Annotated in this window: 15 protein-coding genes; 4 read left to right on the forward strand and 11 right to left on the reverse strand. The window is 40.4% G+C overall.

Annotation, left to right across the window (positions count from 1 at the left end; translation table 11 throughout):
- Positions 1-99: 99 nt before the first annotated feature.
- A complete protein-coding gene (locus B4B65_RS07720) occupies positions 100-2,340 on the forward strand; it encodes an alpha-L-fucosidase (protein WP_293914839.1) in 2,241 nt (746 codons plus the stop codon).
- A 64-nt stretch (positions 2,341-2,404) separates the two neighbouring features.
- Here B4B65_RS07720 and B4B65_RS07725 read toward each other — a convergent pair whose 3' ends face one another.
- The 7 genes from B4B65_RS07725 to B4B65_RS07755 all read right to left on the reverse strand — a co-directional run bounded on the left by B4B65_RS07725 (position 2,405) and on the right by B4B65_RS07755 (position 9,896).
- Positions 2,405-3,592 (reverse strand): aspartate aminotransferase family protein, encoded by a 1,188-nt coding sequence (locus B4B65_RS07725; protein ID WP_293914841.1) that lies wholly within the window; start codon positions 3,590-3,592, stop codon positions 2,405-2,407.
- A gap of 51 nt (positions 3,593-3,643) precedes the next feature.
- Entirely contained in the window at positions 3,644-4,096 is a 453-nt protein-coding gene (locus B4B65_RS07730) for a hypothetical protein (protein WP_293914843.1), read from the reverse strand.
- A 3-nt stretch (positions 4,097-4,099) separates the two neighbouring features.
- Entirely contained in the window at positions 4,100-4,936 is an 837-nt protein-coding gene (locus B4B65_RS07735) for a hypothetical protein (protein ID WP_293914845.1), read from the reverse strand.
- A 35-nt stretch (positions 4,937-4,971) separates the two neighbouring features.
- Positions 4,972-5,517 (reverse strand): RNA polymerase sigma factor, encoded by a 546-nt coding sequence (locus B4B65_RS07740; protein ID WP_201680251.1) that lies wholly within the window; start codon positions 5,515-5,517, stop codon positions 4,972-4,974.
- A gap of 21 nt (positions 5,518-5,538) precedes the next feature.
- Positions 5,539-6,492 (reverse strand): transketolase family protein, encoded by a 954-nt coding sequence (locus B4B65_RS07745; RefSeq protein ID WP_201680250.1) that lies wholly within the window; start codon positions 6,490-6,492, stop codon positions 5,539-5,541.
- A 75-nt stretch (positions 6,493-6,567) separates the two neighbouring features.
- Entirely contained in the window at positions 6,568-7,416 is an 849-nt protein-coding gene (locus B4B65_RS07750) for a transketolase (RefSeq protein WP_201680249.1), read from the reverse strand.
- A 107-nt stretch (positions 7,417-7,523) separates the two neighbouring features.
- Entirely contained in the window at positions 7,524-9,896 is a 2,373-nt protein-coding gene (locus B4B65_RS07755; RefSeq protein ID WP_293914850.1) for an outer membrane beta-barrel family protein, read from the reverse strand.
- A gap of 120 nt (positions 9,897-10,016) precedes the next feature.
- Between B4B65_RS07755 and B4B65_RS07760 the strand changes: the two genes are divergently transcribed.
- Positions 10,017-11,348 (forward strand): sensor histidine kinase, encoded by a 1,332-nt coding sequence (locus B4B65_RS07760; RefSeq protein WP_293914852.1) that lies wholly within the window; start codon positions 10,017-10,019, stop codon positions 11,346-11,348.
- The gene (locus tag B4B65_RS07765; protein WP_293914854.1) at positions 11,338-12,015 is read left to right on the forward strand and encodes a response regulator transcription factor; all 678 of its coding nucleotides are present in this window, start codon (positions 11,338-11,340) and stop codon (positions 12,013-12,015) included. Before B4B65_RS07760 ends, B4B65_RS07765 begins: the two co-directional genes overlap by 11 nt.
- A 9-nt stretch (positions 12,016-12,024) precedes the next feature.
- Here B4B65_RS07765 and B4B65_RS07770 read toward each other — a convergent pair whose 3' ends face one another.
- The 4 genes from B4B65_RS07770 to B4B65_RS07785 all read right to left on the reverse strand — a co-directional run bounded on the left by B4B65_RS07770 (position 12,025) and on the right by B4B65_RS07785 (position 15,022).
- A complete protein-coding gene (locus B4B65_RS07770; protein WP_293914856.1) occupies positions 12,025-12,594 on the reverse strand; it encodes a hypothetical protein in 570 nt (189 codons plus the stop codon).
- A gap of 102 nt (positions 12,595-12,696) precedes the next feature.
- Positions 12,697-13,251, reverse strand: coding sequence for a NifU family protein (locus B4B65_RS07775; protein WP_002993121.1), 555 nt, complete (start codon positions 13,249-13,251; stop codon positions 12,697-12,699).
- Positions 13,252-13,325: 74 nt separating this feature from the next.
- On the reverse strand, positions 13,326-14,675 hold the full coding sequence (gene purB, locus B4B65_RS07780) for an adenylosuccinate lyase (protein ID WP_201680244.1): 1,350 nt from the start codon (positions 14,673-14,675) through the stop codon (positions 13,326-13,328).
- A gap of 128 nt (positions 14,676-14,803) precedes the next feature.
- Positions 14,804-15,022: a hypothetical protein gene (locus B4B65_RS07785; protein WP_002993125.1), complete on the reverse strand. Its 219-nt coding sequence runs from the start codon at positions 15,020-15,022 to the stop codon at positions 14,804-14,806.
- A 1,164-nt stretch (positions 15,023-16,186) separates the two neighbouring features.
- On the opposite strand from B4B65_RS07785, the gene B4B65_RS07790 reads away from it, so the two are divergent.
- Positions 16,187-17,536: an acyl-CoA dehydrogenase family protein gene (locus B4B65_RS07790; protein ID WP_293914860.1), complete on the forward strand. Its 1,350-nt coding sequence runs from the start codon at positions 16,187-16,189 to the stop codon at positions 17,534-17,536.
- Positions 17,537-17,585 lie beyond the last annotated feature (49 nt).

Genomic DNA, 17,585 nt, shown 5'->3' on the forward strand with positions numbered 1-17,585 from the left:
GAAGGGTAGTATTGTTGTAGATTCTTAAACTCATGTTTCTTACCTTGCAGGCTTAAAACAATTTTTTAGACCGAATATATCATCCAACGATTCAAAATCATGAAAAAACCAATTTGGGTATTGCTTCTGTGCAGTCTGGTCAGCACTGCTGCTCATGCGCAGGGGAGAGGAAATGCCTTACCTGTCAGGAATACGTATGCTATCGAAAAAACAGACAGAGATGCAGACAAAATATTAAAAGCAGCACATGTCGTCCCGACGGCCAATCAATATCAGGCACTCGGACATGAATTTATTGCTTTTATTCATTTTGGTCCAAATACATTTACCCGAATGGAGTGGGGAAACGGGATGGAAGATCCGTCGATATTTGATCTCAAAAATCTGGATACAGATCAATGGTGTGCATCCATGAAAGCGGCAGGTATGAAAATGGTTATTCTGACGGTCAAACACCATGATGGCTTTGTCCTGTGGCAAAGCCGGTATACTGCGCACGGAATCATGTCTACTTCTTTCAGAGATGGAAAAGGCGATATATTAAAGGATCTGTCCGCTTCATGCCGCAAATACGGACTAAAGCTGGGTGTATATCTTTCGCCGGCAGATCTTTTTCAGATAGAAAATCCGGAGGGTTTATACGGCAATCAGAGTACCTACAGCAAACGTACTATTCCGCATGATGTTCCGGGACGTCCGTTCAGGAATAAAACAAAATTTCAGTTTGAGGTTGATGATTATAATGAGTATTTCCTCAATCAGTTATTTGAATTGTTAACAGAATACGGCCCCATTCATGAAGTCTGGTTTGACGGAGCACATCCCAAGACCAAAGGGGGACAAAAATATAACTATGCTGCCTGGCGTGAGCTGATAAAAAAGCTGGCTCCTGAGGCTGTGATTTTTGGTAAAGAAGATATCCGCTGGTGTGGCAATGAGTCCGGAAATACCCGGAGTACAGAATGGAATGTTATTCCCTATGAAAGTGATCCTGCCGGATTGAGTAATTTTCCGGATCTGACAAAGGAAGATCTCGGTAGCAGAGCGCAACTATTGAAAAGCAATTTTTTACATTATCAGCAGGCTGAAACCAATACTTCTATACGTGAGGGCTGGTTCTACAGAGATGATACCCACCAAAAAGTTCGGAATGCAGATGATGTCTTTGATATTTATGAACGCTCAGTAGGAGGTAATTCTACATTTTTGTTAAATATTCCTCCGAATAGAGAAGGTAAGTTTTCTGCAGAAGATGTATCTGTATTGCAGGAAGTGGGGCAGCGTATCCGGGATACATACGGCGCCAACCTGCTGAAAAATGCTAAGGGTCCTAAAGAAACGCTGGATGGAGATTCCAAAACTTTCACACTGTTAAAAGAGAATACAGGAGAACTGATCTTTACGACCCCGAATCCGATTACAGTAAATCGTTTCGTGATTCAGGAAGCGGTAAGTACAAATGGTGAACGGATAGAAAGTCATGCACTTGATATATGGTCTGAGGGACAATGGAAAGAGATTGCGAAGGCAACAAATGTGGGATATAAACGTATTCTTCGTTTTCCTGAGGTACAATCCGACCGGTTCAGACTAAGGATACTCGAGAGTCGTTACCTGCCTGCAGTAAGCAATATAGGAGCCTATTACTCGCCATCACGTCCTCCTCAGCTGATGTTTGCCAGAGATATTAACGGTATGATCACCATCAAGCCCCTGGAGCATGAATTCGGATGGAAACCACATGGCGAGGATGTACTCAAAAATCTGAATATGGATTATGTGATTCACTATACATTAGACGGAAGTACACCTACTCTTCAATCACCAGTTTACGATCAACCTTTTCTGATGAAACCCGGTACAATCAAAGCGATAGCTGTAGATAATAATAAAGCGATCGGGGCAGTGGCGGATCAGACCTTCGGAATTTCAAAAGCAGAATGGAAGATCATATCCCTGAGCAGTGAAACAGAGAAAAAAACAGGAAAGATGGCTATAGATGCTGATGTTAAAAGCTATTGGCAAACACAAAATACAGGACAAAACCAGTATATAGCAGTAGATCTGGGAAAAGCATATCAGCTTTCTTCTTTTTCCTATACTCCGCAGCGTGCACATGCTAAAGGAATGATGGCTAAAGGAGTTATAAAAGTTAGTAACGACGGGCAGAACTGGACTCTTGCAGAGCAGTTTGAATTTGGAAACCTGATCAATGATCCTACTATGCGGACCTATAGATTCAAACAAAAGATACAGGCACGTTATATCCGGATAGAATCTACTGAAATAGCCGGTGCTGATCAGTCATTAGCTATAGCAGAGCTGGATTTTTACGAATAAAATATCCGCTGGAAAATATGGAATAAATAAGGGAACATCTGAAATGTTCCCTTATTTGTCTATACTAAGCGTATTTTTCTACTCCTGCCAGAATTAGGGTACAGGCTTCTCGGATCTGATCCGTAGTGATCGTCAGCGGAGGAGCTACTCTCAGTGCAGTCTCACAGTGCAGATACCAGTCTATCATCACACCGTGTTCAGCGCAGTACTTGCTAACCTGGTAGACCTGATCAAAATTTTCCAGTTGCAGACACATCATCAGACCTAATCCGCGTATTTCTTTAATTTTCGGATGCTGAAGCAACTGACGGAAAAGCTGTGCTTTTTCCTCTACCTGTTCGATCAGTTTTTCATCTTTTATGACCTGTAAGGATGCTCTTGCTGCGGCACAACTTACAGGATGTCCTCCGAATGTGGTGATATGTCCTAACATGGGATTGTCTTTGATCACATCCATGATCTGTTTAGGAGCAACAAATGCTCCCAGAGGCATTCCTCCTCCTATACCTTTCGCCAGCATAAGAATGTCCGGAACGATGCCGAAATGTTCGAAAGCAAAGAGTTTTCCGGTACGTCCGAATCCGGTTTGTATCTCATCAAAGATTAACAGTGTTCCGGTTTCATCACAGCGCTTGCGCACAGCCTGCATATAAGGTATGTCGGGGACACGTACACCAGCCTCACCCTGAATAGCTTCTAAGATGACAGCTGCGGTCTTATCAGTGATCGCAGACAGATCTGAAAGATCATTGAAGGTAATAAAGTCTATCTCCGGTAGCAAAGGCGCATATGCGGTTTGATAATCTTCATTGCCGATAAGGCTAAGTGCTCCCTGTGTACTTCCGTGGTATGCTTTTTTTGCAGCTATAATCTGTCTTCTTCCTGTGAAGCGTTTTGCAATTTTCATGGATCCTTCTACAGCTTCCGCTCCGCTGTTTGTCAGATATACCGATTCAAAAGAGGAGGGTAGCACAGCCAGCAGATCTGTTGCAAACTGTACCTGTGGTGCCTGCACAAACTCACCATATACAGTGACATGGAGATATTTGTCCAGTTGCTCCCGTATTGCCTCCAGTACCTTAGGATGTCTGTGACCTATATTGCTCACATTAAAACCCGATACCAGATCCATATATTGTTGTCCCTGCGGACCATATAAATAAATTCCTTCTGCTTTTTCTACTTCTACCAGACGGGGAGAGTTTGATGTCTGGGCTGTATTCATCAGGAATAATTCACGATTACTTAACATGTTGATTTTGATTTAAATAAAAAGAAGAAGTCTTTTGGACTTCTTCCTGTATTATCTTCGGCCGGTACCGTTTTTTCGGCTTTGCCATTCTTTATAGAGAAGTTCTATGAAATTTTGCTCGATCTCAAAAAATTGTGAAGCCCGTGAATTGCCTATGATACGGGCGAATTTTGCACGGTATTCTTTCTTGATTTCCAGTTCTTTGGCGTCATATGCGATTACATCCCTGGATCCGCCTTGTCTGAAGCCATTGCTTCTGCCCGGCGTACTCTGTTTGGGACCAATTTTTTCATTACGTATAGCCCACATTTCTTGTGAATACTCATTGTAGAGCGGGAAGAACTGTTGCGCCTCTGAATTGCTCAGATTGAGCTCTTTGGTAATATAGGCAATTTTCTCGTTCTCTATAGCTTTGAAACGCTCATTATCGCGCTGTGCATGAGCAGATAAAGTCAATAGAAATACAAAACAACATGCTGCTAATATCTTTTTCAACTGTAACATCACTTATAATGAATATTTTAAGTACTCTTCAATATCTTCGTTATCAATCTGACTTCCTACGCCAGCCGACTCCTCAGGTTCATAAATATATTGTGTGAAATAGACCATATTATCGCCGCTGTTCGTGGCAGCAAGATAGTTTATAATTTCAGCATCAGATACATTTGCCAGTTCTGAATGTAGATCAGTTGTAGCTGTTTCTTCTTGTTGAATACCGAAATAAGCACCCAATCCCAGTATCAGGGTAACCGAGGCCGCAGCTGCATATCGCATCCAGTTACGACGTTTCAGACCTCCGATAGGGACAATTTTTGGTTGTTCTTTTTCAAATGCTTTAGCCTGTATGTCTGCAGACAACTGATCAAAGTAATTTGAAGGAACAGTATAACCGTCTTCTTTTACTTCTGTTTTCAATCGATCTGTAGCAATACCTGCAAAAATGGAATCTTCTAATGTATTGAAGTAATCTTCCGGTACGGCAAAACCTTCTTCTTTTATCTGATCTTTCCATCGGTCTGCAGTGATATTTGCAGTGATCTGTTGTTGAAGCTGATCAAAATAGTTAGAAGGAACTGTAAATCCGTTTTCTTCTGTATTGGTTTTCAGCTGATCCATTTTTACCGCTGTCATCAGGCGGGATTGAAGATCATTGAAATAATTTTCAGGAGGACTAAAGGATTCTTCTTCGGAGGGAGCGGTATTCAAAAGTCTGATCTGTGAGCAAAGACCGGATTCGAGATTTTCAAAATAATCTTTAGGTACGGCAAAAGGGTTTACACGCAATGATTCCGGAAGATTATTATCTTCATTATGATCATGATATGTGTTATTTTCCTTCATAGTAAGTAGTATAGAATACACTAAGCATAAAAGGTTTAATCGTGCGTGTGAAAAAAGTGCTCAATTTTTTTCACAGCCAGGTGATAAGAGGCTTTTAATGCTCCTACACTTGTCCCCAATACATCTGATATCTCTTCATACTTCATATCATCGAAGTATTTCATGTTGAATACCAGTTTTTGCTTTTCCGGTAGTGTTAACAGTGCCTGTTGCAACTTCAACTGAGCTTTATCTCCGTTAAAATAGCTGCCGTCCGAAAGGGATTCGGCCAGATAGGCAGATGTGTCGTCATCCAACGACACATTCTGCTTCTGTTTTTTCTTATTCAGAAAGGTAATACATTCATTCGTAGCGATACGATATAGCCAGGTATACAACTGAGAGTCTTCACGGAAGTTTCCCAGATTGCGCCATACTTTGATAAAGATATCCTGTACCACATCATCGGCATCGTCATGATCGATTACCATCCTTCTCACATGCCAATAAATTTTTTGCTGATATTTCTTCAACAATAATCCGAATGCTTCCTCGCGCGTGGCTTCGTCCGCAAATTTCGAAATTATTAAAGTATCTTCCATATATTGACGTTGTGGTCTTTATTATTTTCTCTTAATTACTTTCTGAGCTGCAGCAACGATTGCTTCTGCATTCAAACCGTATTTCTCCATTAACTGAGCCGGAGTTCCGGATTCACCGAAACTGTCGTTTACAGCAACATACTCTTGTGGAGTAGGCAAATGTTTTGCCAAAACCTGTGCCACACTGTCGCCCAGACCACCCAGACGGTTGTGTTCTTCAGCTGTAACTACACATTTTGTTTTACCAACAGATTTCAATACAGCTTCTTCATCCAGAGGTTTAATTGTATGAATGTTGATGATTTCTGCACTGATACCTAGTTCTGCCAGTTTTTCTCCGGCCTGGATTGCTTCCCATACCAGGTGACCTGTAGCGATGATCGTTACGTCAGTACCCTCGTTCAACAGGATAGCTTTACCGATGACGAACTCCTGATCTGCAGGAGTAAAGTTAGGTACTACAGGACGTCCGAAACGTAAGTATACAGGACCGTGGTGTTTGGCAACAGCAATAGTAGCTGCTTTGGTCTGGTTGAAATCACATGGGTTGATTACTGTCATTCCAGGTAACATTTTCATCAGACCGATATCTTCCAGGATCTGGTGCGTAGCACCGTCTTCTCCCAAAGTAAGACCTGCGTGCGATGCAGCAATCTTTACATTTTTGTCCGAATAGGCGATAGATTGACGTATCTGGTCATAAACACGGCCTGTAGAGAAATTGGCAAATGTACCTGTGAATGGAACTTTACCGCCTATTGTCAGACCCGCTGCGATACCCATCATGTTTGCTTCTGCAATACCAATCTGGAAAAAACGCTCCGGAAATTCTTTTATGAAATCGTTCATTTTCAATGAACCGATCAAGTCAGCACATAAGGCCACGACATTTTCGTCCTGCTTACCAGCTTCCAGTAATCCAGCTCCGAAACCCGAACGTGTATCTTTTGATTCTGTGTATGTATATTTTTTCATTCTTTTAGTATGGAGTAGTTGGTATTTAGTCTTCAGATTTTTTCTAAATACAAATTACTAAAATCTAATATCTGATTAATAATCTCCTAAAGTTTGTTGTAACTGACCTAATGCAGATGTTAACTGGTCATCATTCGGTGCTACACCATGCCATTTGTGAGATCCCATCATAAAGTCAACACCATTACCCATTTCTGTATGCATCAGGATAACAACCGGTTTTCCTTTTCCGGTATGTGATTTTGCTTCTTCAAGACCTGCTACAACAGCAGTCATATCGTTACCTTTTGCAATTTCAAGTACATCCCATCCGAAAGCTTCCCATTTAGCACGGAGATCTCCCAGTGAAAGTACCTGATCTGTAGAACCGTCAATCTGTGCTTTGTTGTAGTCAACGGTTGCAATCAGATTGTCTATTTTGTTATGAGGTGCATACATCGCAGCTTCCCACACCTGTCCTTCCTGAAGCTCACCGTCGCCCATCAGGACGTACACCAGATTATTGTCTTTGTTTAATTTTTTTGCTTGTGCAGCACCGATCGCTACAGAAAGTCCCTGACCCAAAGATCCGGAAGCAATACGGATTCCCGGAAGACCTTCGTGTGTCGTCGGGTGTCCCTGCAGACGGGAGTTGATCTTTCTGAAAGTAGCTAATTCACTTACTTCAAAATAACCCGCTCTTGCCAGTGTACTGTAGAAAACAGGAGAAATGTGACCATTTGACAAGAAGAAGAGATCTTCTCCGATTCCGTCCATATGGAATGACGGATTGCGTTTCATAGCGTTGAAATAAAGCGCCACAAAATAATCGGTACAACCTAATGATCCTCCAGGGTGTCCTGACTGACAGGCGTGTACCATGCGTACGATGTCACGTCTTACTTGCGATGCGATTTGTTCTAGTTTGTTTATATCTGCACTCATTTTAATATTTGGTTTTCACAACTCCCGCAAAGTTAGTTATTTTTCATAGAGTAGCCCGATAAAAAGTTATTTTAATGTCTGAATTAAATTATTGACTGATAAGATGTTTACAGACGATTCTGTTCCTCTGTTTTCCTTATAGTTTTATTGTTTCTGATCGTCTGATTTCCAAAGTTAAAGCGCAATGTTGCACTTATTTTCCGGGTGTCCTGATAATCCAGGAAATAATTGTTCTGATTCGCATAGTTGGTTGCAACTTTCACTTTTTCTGATTTGAAAATATCCAGAAAATAGAGACTCAGTTCTAATTTTTTATGTATAAACTTACGATTCATAACAAAGTAGGTGGATGAAAATCCGGAAATTCTGAACGGTCCCTGTATAGAAGGGGAGTAATAAGAATTGCCAACTTCTACATTCCAGTCGGTTTTTTTATTAAGGATAAAACTGGTACTGAGTGTTGTATTTAGTTGGTACACATCATTTTTATGAATCAGTTTATCTACTCCTTCAAAATAATTCTCATTGTACATCGCCGAAAGCATTCCATTTACAGACCACCAGGGTTTGATATCCAGATTCTTGCTTATATCTATTCCTGCGCCTTGTCCCTTTTCGATATTAGTGTAGTGATAGATCAGGTTGTGAGTGGCGTCATCCTGATAGGAAATTTCCATTGAAGGCCATTTCTCATAACGGTAGAACAAATCAATATTCCAGTTATTTCGGGTATAAGTCAGGTTCAGGTTATGTACAATGGTTGCGCGAAGACGTGCATCTCCCTGAAAATAGGAGAAGAGGTTGTAATAGGATTTGGTCGGATTGAGCCAGGAGTAAGAAGGTCTGCTGATACGTTTACCATAGGAAAAACCGATCTGTGACTTATCATTCGTCTCATATTGTGCATAGAAAGTAGGAAACAGTGTCAGGTAATCGGTTTTGTTGATATCGGATGGTTGCGATACGGTTCCGGTTAAGTTTGTGTATTCAGCACGCAGGCCGGCTTTGAGACTCCACTTTTTCCATTGATAGGATGCTGATCCATATCCGGCGACATTATGTTCCTGATAATCAAAATCACTGCTTTTTTCCGGTCTGAAAGCTAATTCCCCATTTTCATTGTCTGCAAATATCAGTTTACTGAATGTGCTTACGTAGCTGTATTTTCCTCCAAATTCCAGTTCCAATTGCTTTCCTTTGTGGCTGAAATCTACTTGTGTGGAAAAAAGCCTGGTCTTATTGTCGTTGTCACTGGTAAAATGTGAAGTGGACGGAGCCTGATCTTTAAAATTAAGCTCTGTAAGGATGTCCTGATAATTAACCCTGTTATTCGTGGTGTAATAAGTAGCCCAGTCTAAGGTATTAGCGGTAGAGAATTTTTTGACCAGTTGCAGAAACAGGTTGTTGTTTTTTGTGCTTCTGTAATGATCATTGGTTGTCAGATAGTTGGATTCTACCTGCTGCTGCTGATTATAGATAAGTGTAGGTACACGGTATATTCCTTCTGAATTGGGACTGTAAAATCCATTCCAGCCAAAAGATAGTGTTAATGTACTATCCGGATTATAATCTGCTGTAAACACGTAGGTTTGTTGATTTTTATTTTCATCGATACGGTCCATTTTGCTGATCCAAGTCGTATTATCACTTGCATATTGCACATAATCGGTGCCGTAGCGAGCATAAGTTCCTCTTCCGAAATTGTAGATTCCTTTGAAATTGAACTTTTCCGTTTTGAAGTAGTTGGTAAGTCCGAAAATTTGTTTGCCGTAGTTACTTTGCTCTACCTTCGCTAATAGTACACCTCTGTAGCCATACAGTTGATTCTGTTTCATTTTGATATTAATAATAGCCGTTCCGGAAGCTTCATATTTGGCAGGAGGATTCGTAATGACTTCCACGGCCTGTACATCAGTTCCCGAACTGTTCTCTAACAGGTTTTTCAATTCCTCTCCGGTAAGAGTGACCGGTTTATCATTGATCATGACCATTATATTGCGACTTCCTTTGATACTGATGTCCGAACCGAGGACTTTGACCAGTGGCGTACGTTTCAGTATCTCCCAGCTGCTCAGGGCAGAGATATTACTGTTTTGTACATTAAATTCAAGACGATCTACTTTTCGGGTTACACGAGGACGTTTGCCTTCTATAGTCACCTCTTCCAATTGATTTGTCTTTGCTGTCAGACGAATCAGGAACTGATTTTGTATGGTGTCGGGCTGAATAAATTCTTCGTAGGTCTGATAATTAAGATCCTTAGCACTGATATAGTAATTGGTTTTGTGGTCAAGGGAGAGCGTAAATTTTCCGGATGCATCTGTCTGTGTTTCATAGATTGTCTTGTATAAGCTGTCCATGAGCACTACCGTAACATTTGCCAGTGTTTCATTTTTATCGTTGATTACTTTACCTTGCATCTGTTTTTGCTGCGCCCATAAAAGAGACGGAAAAAGAAAAAGTATTAGAATGTGTTTCATATTTGAAGATCGTATCTGATAGGGCAAAAGTGTCTATTCAGTTTTACAGACTCGGTTAATGAAGCGTTAATGATGGGTTAAGGTCTGTTTAAGATCGGATCTACTGATTATATTTGTTTTATGAATGGAAAGCTTTCAAGGTTAATTCTTACATTTTCAATACTCTTTATTGTGCTGATCGGGATACAGGTTTATTTTATCTCTAATTCGTATCAGCTCAAACGCAGAGAGATTATCGAAGGGGTGAAACAGAGTCTGTCTTCACTGGAGGATGATGTAGATATCTTTGACGCTAATCTGATGAAGGATGATGAAGCGCAGGAGTCTTTCTGGAAAGTTGAGAAAAAACAGTGGACAGAAAATGATTTACGTGGTTTATATGCCCGTAAGGCTAAATCTGTAGAAGGGAAACTGACCCGATATGTGGATAGTACTTTTGCAGAGAAGGGGTATAAGGTCGGGGTGATGAAAGAATTTGTGACCGTGATTTCACGCAGTACCAATCAGCCCCTTATTCAGCAGCCTCTTCTGCTCTACAGGACCAGTACACCGGTTTCAAAAAAATATCTGCTGACATCTGGTAAATGGGAAACCAGTTATAACTCTACGACAACTACTGACGATAAAAAGGCAAAGATATCATCTCAAAGAAAATACAGCTATCATGTGGTACGTAAGACGTATTTTGAGATCAATAATCTGCAATGGATTGTTTTTAAAGACTTGTTGTTTTTGATTATCACATCAGTATTGATTCTGATAGCAGTATTGATTTTATTCTATCTGACCTACAAAAATCTGTTGCGTCAGCGAAAGCAGATAGACGTTCTCCATGATATGATGGACAATATTTCTCATGAACTCAAAACGCCTATTGCCACCCTCAAGATCGCATCAAAAACACTGGAGCACAATACCGACCCGGAAGTTGTAAAGGTTATCGGACGTCAGGTTGATCGTCTTGAAAACATGTTGCAGCCGATTATGCAGCAGGAGAGGAGGGATGAATTGACGTATTGGACAAGTGCTGATGCGAAGGCTTTTCTGAGTGATTTTCAGTTGGCACATCCGATGATTACATTAGAGGTAGAGCAACTTTTTGATCATGATCTTAAGTTGGATAAATATGATATCGAAACTATTCTCACTAATCTTTTGAATAACAGTATAAAATATGGAGCGAAGTCTGTGTCTTTATCTTTTGAGCTGAACGAAGGACTGGTCCGGATTATTGTAAAAGATGATGGAGTGGGGATTGACAAAGTGGAGCAGCCTTATATTTTTGAGAAATTTTACCGTATCCAGAAAGATAATATACATGATACCAAAGGGTTGGGGCTGGGGCTGTATATTGTAAAGCAGATTGTCAGTAAGTATAAAGGAGAGGTGACCGTCTTCAGTGAACTTAGCAAAGGTGCGGCATTCCGTATATCATTACCTTATGAAGTATAATATTTTATTAGTCGAGGACGATGAGGACTTTGGCTTTATGCTGAAGCAGTATCTGGAACTTTCCGGTCTGGAAGTAAGGCTCATTGCTCATCCACAGGAAGCGGAGGCTTTGCTGGATCAGGATTTTACCTTTCATCTGGCTATTCTGGATGTCATGATGCCTTATATGAGCGGCTTTACACTCGCACAAAAGATTCTTAGCCGTTATCCCGGATTTCCGTTTATCTTTCTCACCGCCAAGGATCAGAAGATAGATAAACTTACAGGACTTAAAATCGGAGCCGATGATTATATTACCAAGCCCTGCGATCCGGAGGAGCTTGTGCTGCGTATTCAGAATATTGTCCGTCGCAGCCAGCCGGTATTGCCTGTTGCGGAAATAAAAATCGGAACCTACATATTTGACCGGTCTAATTTTCTGTTGATTCATCCGCAGGAAACTTTCCGGCTAACCGAACGCGAAGTGAATCTGCTCCTGTATCTATGGAGCCAAAACAAACAATTAGTGACGCGGGATCAGATACTGGAACAGGTATGGGGGACTACGGATTTTTTTACAGGGAGAAGTATGGATGTATTTATCAGCCGCCTGCGTAAATATCTGAGCCATGATCCCGGATTACAGATTAACTCCGTGCGGGGAATTGGCTTCGATGTGAGGTTATAAACGGTATAATCAGTCCTCTTTATCCAGATTTTGCCAGTAAGCCAATACCTTATCTTTGACGGAGTCTGGTAACTGCTCAAAATTAGCTGAAAAATAATCCTTTTTATAACTGTCTGTCGCTTTTGCTTCTATTGTATAGAACTGTTTTTTATGGAAGAGTAGCAGAATGACAGCATGTTGCTGATCTATATCGCTTGCTGCATTTTTGGAAAAGATAAACAGGCTTTCAGGATAATGATCTTTATCGCTGTCAAAGAATGCTTTCCGGTTGGACCAGGTCATCAGGATTTCATTGGGGAAGCAAAAGTCCTTCTTGCTTTGAAGGATCCATTTATCATTCTCTTTCAGAAATTCTTCTGCATACAAAGAGTCTGTATCCGTTCCTTTTTCATTTTTTGAAAAAATATACATGCGGGTAGGGCCGTTTGTTTCTACAGCATCTGCCATCATAATACGCGTTCCGCTATATGGAATTCTGTTTCGTTCTATATTGTCTTTGTTTACCGTGATAAGGCTCACCTGGGCCTGAAGCAGCGATCCGGTAAACAGAAATAATAGAATTATCAGGTACTTTTTCATAATGTCAAGCTGTTATTTGCACAGAGGTTATCTAAAGATAGCACAAAAAAACGGGAGTATTGTGTTATACTCCCGTTTTCTATATTTACGATATACGTGTTATTACATAGCTTCAGCAACCACTTCTTCTACTTCCGGAACCATTCTTTTCAGAAGGCCTTCAATACCAGATTTCAGTGTGATAGTAGAAGACGGGCAGCCACTGCAGGATCCGCGCAATTCTACGGTTACAATTCCGTTATCAAACGATTTGTAGTGAATAGCTCCACCATCCTGTTCCACTGCAGGACGTACATAGTCGTGCAATACCTGCTGGATCTTGACTTCTACTTCTGTTCCTTCAAAATTAGTGTCCTCGTCGTGATGAACTTCTTTTACGGCAAGTTCGGATTCTACTGCTCCTTTTACAAAATCTTTAAGAATAGCTTCAATATCACTCCATTCCACATCGTCCGATTTGGTGATAGTCACGAAGTTGCTTGCAAAAAATACTCCGGTTACGAAGTTGAACTTGAAGAGTTCAAATGCAAATGGAGATTCCTGCGCTTTCTCCTTGTTCGGATAATCCAGACTGCCGTTGATCAATAATTTATTGACCAAAAACTTCATAGTTGCTGGATTAGGAGTACTTTCTGTATATACGTTTATGGTTGCCATAGTTTTCTCTCTAGTTATATGATGACAAATATAGGAGTTTTACTTATGCCTGCTCGTCATCAAAGCGTCAAAGGTTACAGTTCTACTCCGGTATAGTTAGATGGCGAAATTGCTTTTAACTCTGCTTTTACAGCTTCACTGACATTCAGGTTCTCCACAAATACAGCAATAGTGTCTTGTGTGACATGTGTATTTGTACGGGTCAGATCCTTCAGTGCTTCGTATGGCTGCGGATATCCTTCACGGCGCAGTACAGTCTGTATCGCTTCGGCTACTACAGCCCAGTTGTTGTTAAGGTCGTCCTGTAATGCTTTCTCATTTAAGATAAGTTTACGTAAACCTCTCAATGTAGATTTGATTGCGATAAGAGTATGTGCAAACGGAACTCCGATATTACGTAATACCGTAGAATCTGTCAGGTCGCGTTGCAGACGTGAAACAGGAAGTTTCGCCGCCAGATGTTCAAAAATGGCATTAGCCATACCCAGATTACCTTCTGCATTTTCAAAGTCAATAGGATTTACCTTATGAGGCATAGCCGATGAACCAATCTGTCCTGCAGTAATCTTTTGTTTGAAATATTCCATCGAAATATATGTCCAGATATCTCTGCATAGATCGATGATAATATTATTGATGCGTTTCAAGGCATCACAACTTGCCGCAAAATTGTCATAATGCTCAATCTGTGTAGTGGTTTGTGAACGGTCTAATCCTAAGATATTGTTTACAAAATTATTTCCGAAGTCCACCCAGTTTTGGTTAGGATAAGCAATCTGGTGCGCGTTGAAATTACCGGTAGCACCTCCGAATTTAGCCGAATATGGCACCGCATTTAATAACTGAAGTTGTTTTTCTATACGCTCTACGAATACTTTGATCTCTTTTCCCAATTTGGTTGGAGAGGCCGGTTGTCCGTGTGTACGTGCCAGCATCGGAATAGCTGTCCATTCTTTCGATAGAGCTGTCAGTTCATTTACCAATTCCTGAATAGCAGGAGTATAGCTTTTCTCGATTGCTTCTTTCCAAGAATATGGAATGGCGGTATTATTAATATCCTGAGAAGTCAGCCCAAAGTGAATAAACTCAAGAGAATCGTGCAGACCGAACTGCTCAAATTTGTCTTTAATAAAGTATTCTACAGCTTTGACGTCATGGTTAGTGATCTTTTCTTTATCCTTGATCCACTGCGCATCTTCCGGCGTGAAGTTGAGGTACAACGCTCTTAATTTTTCATTTAATGATCCGTCAAAATGTTGTAATTGTGGAATGCCGGAACCCGTCAATGCAATAAAGTATTCGATTTCTACCAGTACACGGTATTTGATCAGTGCAAATTCAGAAAAATATGCAGATAGTTCGTTGGTAGCATTATAGTAACGGCCGTCTACAGGAGACACCGCTGTTAGAGAAGATAAAGCCATGTTTGTCAATTTATTTTGACAAAAATAGCAAAACGAGCACGTATTCCCAATTTAGAGTGGTAAAAACAAAAAGACCGGTACAAATTTGTACCGGTCTTTAATGAGTTTTTTATGCTCTCAATCGGAGATTAGTGAGCAGCTTTTACTGAATCAGCGATAGAATCACCTTTAGCTTTTACTGAATCAGCTACGTTGTTCAATGAATCAGCGATAGAGTCAGTAGTAGCTTGGATTGAATCACCTAATGAATCTGCAGTTTCAGCAGTTTTAGTAGATGAGTTACCACATGAAGCGAAAGCTAAAGTTAAAGCTAAACCTAAAAATCCGAATTTGAATAAGTTTTTCATTTTTAATTTTCTATTTTAATTGAAACAAATTTGTTTATTTATCTTTAATACCCGTAACCTAAAAAGGTAACCCCGAATATTTTATTTTTTTTAATTTTTTATTTAAACTGCTGTTTTTCTGTGTTTTAAAGTTTTAAAAAATATTATTTTTTATTTTTAAAGCGATTTGAAAAACAAATAATCGTTTAAATATGGCGCAAAGATGGGATATTAATATGACGTTGTCAAGACTTTTATTTTAATTAATGTGTGTTTTTTTATTGTATTTTTTTAATTCACTTATAATCAGTTATTTATATTTTATAACAAAGAATATGAAGTTGGCGGGGATGCCAACTAACGGATCTTTTAATTAGCTGATTTGCTTTGTTTTAAAAGAATTGGTGGGGACACCAATTGACGCGTCACCTTCTATTTACCTTATTCTTCTTAGACAGTAAAAGATAGGTGTGCTATACAGTTGGTGGGGATGCCAACTAACGGATCTTTTAATTGGCTGATTTACTTTGTTTTAAAAGAATTGGTGGGGACACCAATTGACGCGTCATCTTCTATTTACCTTATTCTTCTTAGTCAGTAAAAGGTGGGTATGCTATACAGTTGGCAAGGATGTGAACTGATGTACTTTTTAATTGACTGATTTACTTTGTTTTAAAAGAATTGGTGGGGACAGCAATTGACGCATCATCTTCTATTTACCTTATTCTTCTTAGTCAGTAAAAAGTGTTTATACTGTACGGTTAGCAAGGACGTGAACTGATGCGTTTTTTAATTGATTGATTTACTTTGTTTTAAAAGGATTGGTGGGGACAGCAATTGACGCATCGTCTTCTATTTACCATATTCTTCTTAGTCAGTAAAAGGTGGGTATGCTATACAGTTGGCAAGGACGTGAACTCACGTATCTTTTAATTGCTTGATTTACTTTGTTTTAAAAGAATTGGTGGGGACACCAATTGACGCGTCACCTTCTATTTACCTTATTCTTCTTAGACAGTAAAAGATAGGTGTGCTATACGATTAGCAAGGACGTGAACTGATGTACTTGATATTGTGTGGCAGCTACTTCTCAGGTGACTGTGAAAAGTAGTCCTATTATTTTTCAATAATAAAAACTAAATTAAAAGGCTCTTTGTTGTTAAAGAGGTTTAAACCGATACAGTTATGTTTGATAAAATAAAAAATATGATGGGCCTGATGAAGTCTATCGATCTGGAACAAATTGAAAAAATATCAAAGAAGATAGATCTGAAACAGGTTATGGAGGCTATCTCTAAAATGGATGATAAGCAATTGCAGGCTGTAACCAAAATGCTGACCGGAGGAGGTAAGAAGAAGGAGCTTCCGCCGATCAATGGGGACTTTTATGATATTGATGCCAAATTAGGCCCTGAGGATCGTGCACTTCAGCTGAAAGTGCGTTCTTTTATGGAGACGGAGATCAAGCCAATCGTCAACAATTACTGGTTAAGAGATGAATTTCCTTTTGAGATCATTCCCAAGTTTGCCGCTCTAAATATCGCCGGATATACATATGAAGGATATGGCTGTGCGGGAGGAACTTCCCTTATGGAAGGTGTTGTTGCAGCTGAGATCGCGCGGGTAGATGCTTCTATCGCTACTTTTTTCGGGGTACAGAGTGGTCTGGCAATGGGATCAATTTATATCTGTGGTTCAGAGGAACAGAAACAGGAATGGCTTCCGAAGATGCAGAAGATGGAGGTGATTGGTGCTTTTGGCCTGACGGAACCGGAAGTAGGGTCGGGAGCTGCGGGTGGTCTGACTACAACCTGCCAGAAGACAGAACAGGGCTGGGTACTCAACGGGCAGAAGAAGTGGATCGGTAATTCCACCTTTTCGGATATTACGATTGTATGGGCCCGTGATCTGGATGACGGAGAAGTCAAAGGATTTATTATACGTAAGGATACACCCGGATTTGAAGTAGAGAAGATAAAGGGTAAAATGGCTCTGCGTATCGTTCAGAATGGCTTGATTACAATGACGAACTGTGTGGTGGCAGAAGCTGACCGTTTGCAGAATGCCAACTCTTTTAAAGATACAGCCAAGGTGTTGCAAATGACACGTGCCGGTGTGGCCTGGATGGCTGTAGGTTGTGCGCGTGGTGCATATGAAAATGCGCTGGACTATACCCGTCAGCGTAAACAGTTTGGTAAACCTATTGCCGCATTTCAGCTTATTCAGAATCATCTGGTGGAAATGCTGTCCAATCTCACCGCGATGCAGACCCTTGTATTTCGGTTGTCTGAATTACAGGATGCCGGACAGCTAAAAGATGAACATGCTTCTCTGGCAAAAGTCTTCTGTTCGCTGCGGACGCGCGATATCGTATCCAAAGCCCGGGAAGTCATGGGAGGAAATGGTATTTTATTAGAATATAATGTGGCACGTTTTCTGGCTGATGCTGAGGCTATTTATTCGTATGAGGGTACCAAAGAGATCAATTCTCTGATCGTCGGAAGAAGTATTACAGGGTTCAGTGCATTTGTTTAGCACGATAATTGTAACGAAAAAGTGATAATCTGAAATGCTGTACGGCATT

The organism is Sphingobacterium sp. UBA5789 (assembly GCF_002418355.1).
GTDB lineage: Bacteria > Bacteroidota > Bacteroidia > Sphingobacteriales > Sphingobacteriaceae > Sphingobacterium.

Coding starts and splice junctions, on each gene's coding strand:
- B4B65_RS07720 (WP_293914839.1), top strand. CDS start 100: ATGAAAAAACCAATTTGGGTATTGCTTCTGTGCAGTCTGGTCAGCACT.
- B4B65_RS07725 (WP_293914841.1), bottom strand. CDS start 3,592: ATGTTAAGTAATCGTGAATTATTCCTGATGAATACAGCCCAGACATCA.
- B4B65_RS07730 (WP_293914843.1), bottom strand. CDS start 4,096: ATGTTACAGTTGAAAAAGATATTAGCAGCATGTTGTTTTGTATTTCTA.
- B4B65_RS07735 (WP_293914845.1), bottom strand. CDS start 4,936: ATGAAGGAAAATAACACATATCATGATCATAATGAAGATAATAATCTT.
- B4B65_RS07740 (WP_201680251.1), bottom strand. CDS start 5,517: ATGGAAGATACTTTAATAATTTCGAAATTTGCGGACGAAGCCACGCGC.
- B4B65_RS07745 (WP_201680250.1), bottom strand. CDS start 6,492: ATGAAAAAATATACATACACAGAATCAAAAGATACACGTTCGGGTTTC.
- B4B65_RS07750 (WP_201680249.1), bottom strand. CDS start 7,416: ATGAGTGCAGATATAAACAAACTAGAACAAATCGCATCGCAAGTAAGA.
- B4B65_RS07755 (WP_293914850.1), bottom strand. CDS start 9,896: ATGAAACACATTCTAATACTTTTTCTTTTTCCGTCTCTTTTATGGGCG.
- B4B65_RS07760 (WP_293914852.1), top strand. CDS start 10,017: ATGAATGGAAAGCTTTCAAGGTTAATTCTTACATTTTCAATACTCTTT.
- B4B65_RS07765 (WP_293914854.1), top strand. CDS start 11,338: ATGAAGTATAATATTTTATTAGTCGAGGACGATGAGGACTTTGGCTTT.
- B4B65_RS07770 (WP_293914856.1), bottom strand. CDS start 12,594: ATGAAAAAGTACCTGATAATTCTATTATTTCTGTTTACCGGATCGCTG.
- B4B65_RS07775 (WP_002993121.1), bottom strand. CDS start 13,251: ATGGCAACCATAAACGTATATACAGAAAGTACTCCTAATCCAGCAACT.
- purB (WP_201680244.1), bottom strand. CDS start 14,675: ATGGCTTTATCTTCTCTAACAGCGGTGTCTCCTGTAGACGGCCGTTAC.
- B4B65_RS07785 (WP_002993125.1), bottom strand. CDS start 15,022: ATGAAAAACTTATTCAAATTCGGATTTTTAGGTTTAGCTTTAACTTTA.
- B4B65_RS07790 (WP_293914860.1), top strand. CDS start 16,187: ATGTTTGATAAAATAAAAAATATGATGGGCCTGATGAAGTCTATCGAT.